The organism is Endozoicomonas sp. YOMI1 (assembly GCF_024606345.1).
In the GTDB taxonomy this organism is placed as follows: Bacteria; Pseudomonadota; Gammaproteobacteria; order Pseudomonadales; family Endozoicomonadaceae; genus Endozoicomonas.
This window is the reverse complement of sequence record NZ_JAHHPM010000183.1, coordinates 1-7376: the sequence shown is the minus strand read 5'-3', so window position 1 is coordinate 7376 and position 7376 is coordinate 1. Positions and strand designations below refer to the sequence as shown.

The 7376-nt window shown below is 47.9% G+C and carries 6 protein-coding genes; 2 read left to right on the top strand and 4 right to left on the bottom strand.

Translation table 11 applies throughout. The features are described 5' to 3' along the window. Positions 1-160: 160 nt before the first annotated feature. From KDK15_RS06555 to sodB, 4 genes are all read right to left on the bottom strand, one after another. Positions 161-649, bottom strand: coding sequence for a hypothetical protein (locus KDK15_RS06555; RefSeq protein WP_257294567.1), 489 nt, complete (start codon positions 647-649; stop codon positions 161-163). A 230-nt stretch (positions 650-879) separates the two neighbouring features. Next, positions 880-2694: an ankyrin repeat domain-containing protein gene (locus KDK15_RS06550; protein WP_257294566.1), complete on the bottom strand. Its 1815-nt coding sequence runs from the start codon at positions 2692-2694 to the stop codon at positions 880-882. A gap of 232 nt (positions 2695-2926) precedes the next feature. Then, entirely contained in the window at positions 2927-3274 is a 348-nt protein-coding gene (locus KDK15_RS06545) for a hypothetical protein (protein WP_257294565.1), read from the bottom strand. A gap of 526 nt (positions 3275-3800) precedes the next feature. Further along, positions 3801-4382, bottom strand: a complete 582-nt coding sequence (sodB, locus tag KDK15_RS06540; RefSeq protein WP_257294564.1) for a superoxide dismutase [Fe] — start codon at positions 4380-4382, stop codon at positions 3801-3803. A 359-nt stretch (positions 4383-4741) separates the two neighbouring features. On the opposite strand from sodB, the gene KDK15_RS06535 reads away from it, so the two are divergent. Continuing rightward, entirely contained in the window at positions 4742-5548 is an 807-nt protein-coding gene (locus KDK15_RS06535; RefSeq protein WP_257294563.1) for a hypothetical protein, read from the top strand. 701 nt (positions 5549-6249) lie between these two features. Further along, the coding region (locus KDK15_RS06530) for a hypothetical protein (RefSeq protein WP_257294562.1) at positions 6250-7376 on the top strand (1127 nt) is incomplete at its 3' end.

The window sequence follows — 7376 nt, the reverse complement described above, 5'->3', positions numbered from 1 at the left end:
TGCAAGGCACAACGAAGGGAGCATAGCCTTAGCTATGTGACCGGAGTTGTAACGCAGCAGAGTGACTGCCCACTTAGTCAGAAAATATGATTTCATTTGGTTAACTACTTATGGACTTTAATTTCTGGGTTCATTTCATTGCTCACTGTGGAAGGCAGGATTATTGATTATTCATTGCCCCACTTTCAACAAGGAGTTTCTCGCAAGCGGTGAAGCCGTAATTGATGGCAACAGCTAACGGGTGTTCAGGATGACCGGTGAGCGCCGAACGGTAAGTCCGGTTTGCCAAAGTTTCATCTTCGGCCAGCAGCATTTTCAGTGTTTTCAGATTCCCGGTACGGCAGGCATTAAGCATCAGGGATTCACAGTAGGGTGATTCGTCGTCAAGGACGCTTTTCCCGCCCAGACGAATCAATGGCAGTGCCGGTTCCATGCATTCACTGCATTGGCGTTGATCAAGCCTTCTTACCTTCTGCTGTTCACTGTCAAGCCATCGGGTGATGCATTCCAGGTGGAAAACCTGGGATGCCGGGCAAGAGGTTTTGACCAGTGAATGTCCACCAGGTTGTGTTCTGATATGCCTGTCGTCGCCCATACAGGTAGAACAACTAAAGGAGAAATCTGTCGTGTTGCCGCTGACACTATGCATGCTTGAAGCCTGCTGTACGACATAAGGTTGAGGGTAGGACAAAAATCAGCAGAGAAAATTCCTTAAAACAGAATTCAGGTGACAAATTCTCATGACCTGCGTTGTCTTCCATGAGAGTTTGGCACGATAAATGACAAAATCTGTTAAAAATTGAGGGGCTGGCCAGAGTTTCAGCAGGCAGGGCGGCCACCACGGGTCATTATATCACTCAAGTTCCGCTACTTTATTGCTCATAGTAGAAGGCAGGACCATTGACTAATTGCCCCATTTTCAATAAGGAGTTCCTTGCTGGCGGTGTGGCCAAACCTTGTAGCCAGGCTCAGAGCCGTATCGCCATCTTTATCCATCTCATTGACCTGGATGCCGGAAGCAGCCAGTAACACCTCGACGGACTCTGGACAACCGTATCTGGCAGCCAGGTGGAGAGCCGTCCTGCCATTGTTATTTTTTTCATCCACGTGGATACCCAGAGCAGCCAGTAATGCCTTGACCGACTCTGGACGACTGTATCTGGCAGCTAAGTGGAGAGCCGTCCAGCCATCGTTATCTTTCTCATTGACCTTGATGCCGTCAACAGCCAGTAACGCCTTGACGGTCTCTGTGTGGCCATTCCAGGCAGCTAAGTGGAGAGCCGTCCAGCCATGGTTATCTTTCTCATTGACCTTGATGCCGTCAGCGGCCAGTAACGCCTTGACGGTCTCTGTGTTGCCTCTGCAGGCAGCTAAGTGGAGAGCCGTCCAGCCATCGTCATCTTTCTCATTGACCTTGATGCTGTCAGCGGCCAGTAACGCCTTGACGGTCTCTGTGTTGCCTCTGAGGGCAGCTAAATGTAGAGCCGTCCAGCCATCGTTACTCTTCTCATTGATCTTGATGCCGTCAGCGGCCAGTAAGACGTTGACGGTCTCTGTGTTGCCATTGCGGGCAGCTAAGTGGAGAGCCGTATAGCCAAGGCTATCAGTGGTATTTATAGCCACTCCCTCGGTTTCAAGCAGCTTTTCCACGCATCTGCTATGCCCGTTGGCAGCGGTGATATGCAGCGGCGTTTGACCTTCCTCATCGGTGTCATTGATATGTGTCGGGTCGTTCAGAAGATTGAAGAATTCCCAGGAACCTTCTCTGGCAGCATTGTGCAGTACGGTAGTAATATTTGCTCCTTGTTGGGCCAGAACCACCTGGCCCGCGATGTTTTCCGTCAGAACAGCAATGTACAATGCACCGTTAAAGTCGTTCGCTCCCTCTGTGATCAGAATTTCAAGGCACTGCGTATGCCCTCGCTCGGCGGCAGCGCAAAGGGCACCGTTAAGGTCGTTCGCTCCCGCTGTGATCAGGATTACAAGACACAGCGATTGCCCCCGTTCGGCGGCGTCGCGCAGGGCGTTATTAAGGGCAGGTTGGCTTGGTTGGGTGCTGATCAGGTATTCAAGGAGTTCAGTATTGCCCTCCCGGACAGCGGTGCGAAGTACGTTATTGATATTCGCCCCAGCCCTGATCAGCATGTCGACGACCTCGGTGTGGCCCTTTCGGACGGCGATGCGCAGGGGTGTCTCACCATGGTGATCGGCGGCATTGACATCGGCACCGCGGTCGATCAGAGCCCGGGCGCAATGAGAATGGCCGTAATTGATGGCGACAACTAACGGGTGTTCAGGATGACCGGTGAGCACCGAACGGTATGTCCGATTTGCCAGGGTCTCGTCCTCGCGCAGCAACATCTTCAGTGTTTCCAGATCCCCGGTACGGCAGACATTAAACATCAGGGATTCACAATAAGCTGATTCGTCGTCAATGACGTTGCTCCTGTCCAGAAGAATCAATGGCAGTGCCGGTTCCAAACATTGACTGCATTGGCGTTGATCTAGTCTTTTTACCTTCTGATGGTCACTGTCAAGCCAGTCTGTGATGCATTTCAGGTGGAAAACGTGGGATGCCGGGCAAGAGGTTTTGACCAGTGAATACCCACCAGGTTGGCCTCCGATATGCCCGTCCTCCATACAAATAGGACAATTAAATGCGAAACCTGCCGCGTTGCCCATGACGCCATTCATCACTTTGCCTGCTTTATCACTCAAGATTGTGGGTAGGACAAAAATCAGCAGAGAAAATTCCATAAAACAGATTTTTGAACAAGACGTTTGTCGTTAAAATCCCCGACTCAGGCAGGAAACTATTCTCCTTGCGCCAGGCAAGGAACATTTGTTCACCGTATTCAAGTCATGGCAACCGCAAACGTCTGCCAGCAATTAAAAGCCCTGATTACGCGTCCGAGAATAGACTGCCTCACGGGGTAATTGCTCCTATTCCAAAAGTGGGTGGTTTTGCATCCTGGTTTTGTTCAATGCCTGGTTGGTTAGTAACAGGAATACTGACGGATTTTTTGCTGAGAGGCTCTTCTGATCCAGCAATCATACTTTTAAATTCTTTAATATTTTCACCGTTCTTATCGTTTTGGCAGAGTGTATTCACAGCTGCGCCAAAAAGACATCCAGCACAGCCATAAATGACTATAGAATGTCCCAAAAAACAACCCGCAGCACAGCCAAGCCAACATCCCGTGTCAGAGTAATCAGTATTTCTTATCGACCAGGGTTGACTGCATTCTGTTTGTGTAGAATTTGTCGTCTGCATATTACTTATCCCAGTACTCCTGCGTACAATAAAAGATGAAACACTCCCTGATTGTGCTTGAGTAGTTATCCAGAGGCTTATCTGTCTGTCGAGCAGGCTGTTTACTCAGCCTCCTGGACCCATTTGCAGAACCTCGAAACTACTGAAGCTAGTTCAGGAGTTTGCCCTGCGCAAGCTTGCTATCCATTTCTATCCAAACCTGCAAAGCAAAGGTCGCTGTGCTCTGAAAGTCGATCAGAGCCCGGACGCAATCAGTCTGGCCGTAATTGATGGCGACAGCTAACGGGTGTTCAGGATGACCAGTGAACGCCCGCCAAGTTGTCCTCTGATATCCCCATCGTCATAGAACAATCAAAGGAGAAATTTGCCGCGTTGCCCCTGACACTATGCATCGCTTTGGCCTGATTTATGATTCGAATTCATGACTCAAGATTAGATACCGCCTGATAAGAACGCTTACCAGGCAGGATAGACCCTGTTTCGGAAATATTTCCCAACATAATAGGGTATCATTCAAAATTACTGTTTAAGCAGCCAGGTTAGCAGCAACAAATTCCCAGTTCACCAGAGCCCAGAAGCCTTTCAGGTAGTCTGGACGCAGGTTACGGTAGTCGATGTAGTAAGCGTGCTCCCACAGGTCGCAGGTCAGCAGAGGCTTCTGGTCGCCAGTGATTGGCGTACCGGCGTTGCTGGTGTTGACGATTTCCAGGGAGCCGTCGGTGTTTTTCACCAGCCAGGTCCAGGAAGAACCAAAGTTGTTAACGGCCATGTCAGAAAACCTGGCAACAAACTCATCAAAAGAGCCAAAGGCTTTGTCGATAGCAGCTGCCAGTTCACCGGAAGGCTTGTCGCCGCCATTGGGGCTCAGGCAGTTCCAGTAGAAGGTGTGGTTCCATACCTGTGCAGCGTTGTTGAAAATGCCGCCTTCAGAAGTCTTGATGATCTCTTCCAGGCTCTTGTTTTCCAGCTCGGTGCCTTCAACCAGACCGTTCAGTTTGACAACGTAAGTGTTGTGATGTTTACCATAATGGTAATCCAGAGTTTCCTTGGAGATATGTGGTTCCAGGGCGTTGCGCTCATAGGGCAGCTCAGGCAGTTGAAAAGCCATTTGTGTTCTCCCGCTGTGGTTGGAATAGTATTAAGTTCGTTCAGAGACCTGATTTTTCGCAAAGCGATAGTAGCACTGCGGCTACTACGAATCCATGTGGATTGTATCTTGAGGTTTGCCACAGAAATTTCAAGTCTGAAGTACCTCTTATACGTTGAATAAAAAGGTTGGGGGCAGGATTTCTTTCTTCTACAATAGTCCCTCATTTTTCTGAACAGCCAGGAGCTGGGAATACCGTTTCGTCCCGGGAGCCAGGGCAACGCAGGAGCAGTTGCCGCGTAAGACAGTCTTAAGTCTGACAGGCTCTTGGTCTAAAGAATACACATCTGAAGCGGTGTTTTTGATTGAAAGCAGTGACTATGCAAGAGGATAACAAGATTTATCAGTCAAGCCAGGACTTATCTATAATCGCTGATCAGCGTCCTTCCAGATACCGTTCAACAGTCACTGGGCCAAAAAGTCCCAATAAGCCCGCTGCCAACAATAAAAGCGGAGGTGCTGGCTATCTGGTCTCTGGTGTTCTGTTTGTGCTTCTGGCCGGTGTTACTGCCGGAGGTTACTGGCAGGTGACTGAGCTGCAGAAGGCCCTGAAGGATACCAGGCAGGAGCTTCAGGCAACCCGGGATCAACTGGGCCTGGTGACGGGGCAGGTTTCTCAAACCGGTGAATCCATTAACCAGAGTGACTCCATCTTCCGCTCAGAACTTAAAGAAGTGAACTCTGAAATCCGCAAGCTCTGGGATGTTTCTAACAAAAGAAACCGCCAGTGGATTAATGAGAACAAAGATAAGATTGCACAGGGTGCGAAGAAAGTAGACTTTGCTGTCAAACAGTTTGAAGCGGCTAAAAAATCTTCTGAGCAGGCGGTCTCAAAGCTGAATGAGCTGGATCAGGTAATTAAGGGAGTGACCACTGAGCAGTTGGTTGCCAATTCGGATATGGTCAGCCGTGTGGAAGCACTGAAAGCTGAAGTTGATGGTTTAAAGAACACTTTATCTGCTCAACAGAGTGTCGAGCAGCAAATAAAAGCCTCTGTTAAAACCCAGGAACAACTCAGTAAAAAGCTGGGCGCTTTCCAGAGCCAAGTCTACCTGCGGCTGCAACAGCTGGAAAACACCATGCGGGATCTTGGAAGTCCAAAAGACAAGGGGCTGGCCATTCAGTAGCGGTTAATGCTTTGGAAATGAACTGTTTTGGTTTATTAGTCAGGCTGTCGGCCACCGCAGGACTGCATGGATGCAGGCGCCAGAGCAGCGCAGGAGTAGTTTCTGCGCTGGGTAGCCTATTCTCAGACAGCCTCTTGGGTTCGAGGTCAGTTGTTACCTGCCTGATCTGCCTGCGAAGGCTCCCGGGTTATCAGAACAAAGAAAGCCGGTTGATTTCTGATGGTCAGCTATGAAGGCTGCTCTGTTACATGGTACGGGCTGGAGTAAGGTGGTAGGCTTGAAAAAGCTGAATATGTTTGACTTTGAGCTGTTAATCAAAATAGACACAGTTATCAATAAAGGTATGCTTTATCAAGTAATGTGTGTTTTTGAAATTTGATTTTTTAATTGATTGATTTTGGTGGTGAACAACTAATTGGTTTTTTTAATTTCTTTTTTTCTGTTTAGTCAAAAAAATGTACTTAATGGAATTTTAAAAGGTTGTTGTTTGAGAATTTAAAAAAAACTGTTCAATCTGTCCGGTTTTGTTGATAACTGTTCTGAGTTTTCATTTAAAGAGTAAATAAGGCCTTCTATTCTGCTAGCCTGAAATTAAATAAGTGTAATCATGGATTAATCAGACTCCAGCAACTGGATCTGATGATGTTTCTTCAACTGATTGCCTGCTGATAGTTAAGGACAACAAACAGTCAGGACGGGTTATGAGTAATGTCAACGGGCCAAGAGGATATAGCTTTTCAACACCATCAGAGTTTCCCCGGGGTGATCAGGAAACTGCTAAGGAAAAAGGCGATATAAGCCCTAAAACCCATAGATACGTCCAATCGGTCTGGGGAAGTTCACACCAAGGTTCAAGAAAACCATTTCGTGCCAGAAGTATTCGCTCAGTTCCTGTTCTTGATATAAAAATCAGGGGATTGCTAAAGTCTGATCATTTTCGGGATGTAGAAAGAGCATTAAACAGTGGTGGCGATATAAAAGCTGACCGTCGACAACTACAGCCAGATCGGGATGAAGTTGAGAACATATTAAAAGATATTCAAACCAAGTCAGCAAAAAAAGAAGTAGATCTGGATGCTGATTTTTCATTAAAGCTAAAAAAACATCTGAATGATCTTAAAACAATTGATCTGAGCAGCCCAAAAGAGCTTGCACAAATCATTGTTTCAACGATGGATGATATCCGGGATTGGCATTTTAACGCAGGCTACGACAAAACGTTAATCACAGGCAAGCAACTGATTGATTCTGAAGGAAAGCTTAGAGATATACTCAGCAATTACAGTGTTGGAAATCCGGGAGTAACAGGGCAAGAATTCATAACTCCAGTTAGGGCTAGAGATGATAAATCAGTTTATGGGTCTGACCATACTCCTCCTTCATCTCCAGTTGACACAGGAACTGGAGCCAGTCCGACGCTCGTAGCTAAAGGGATGACCGATAGCAGCAGTGCGACCTCACAGGTTACTGATGCCTCAACCAGTGCGATACCCGAGACCACCAATCGTGGAACCAGTCCGACCCGACAGGTTACTAATGCTTCAACCTGTCCGATTCCTGAGGGAGTTGATGACTCAGCCAGACCAACTCCTGAGGGTGCTGAAGACAGCAAAAGTCCAGTTGGGAATAAAGCTGAGGAATCAGGTGATGGTTTTGACGCTACTTCTCCTGCATCTTCAGTTGACAAAGTAACTGAAACAAGCCCAACGTCCGTAGCGCGGGGGGTGACCACTACAGGCAGTCAGACCTTATCGGTTCCTGATGACTCACCCTGGCCGATGCCTGAAGTGACTGGAAAAAGTCCGGTTGGGGATGAAGCCAAGGAATC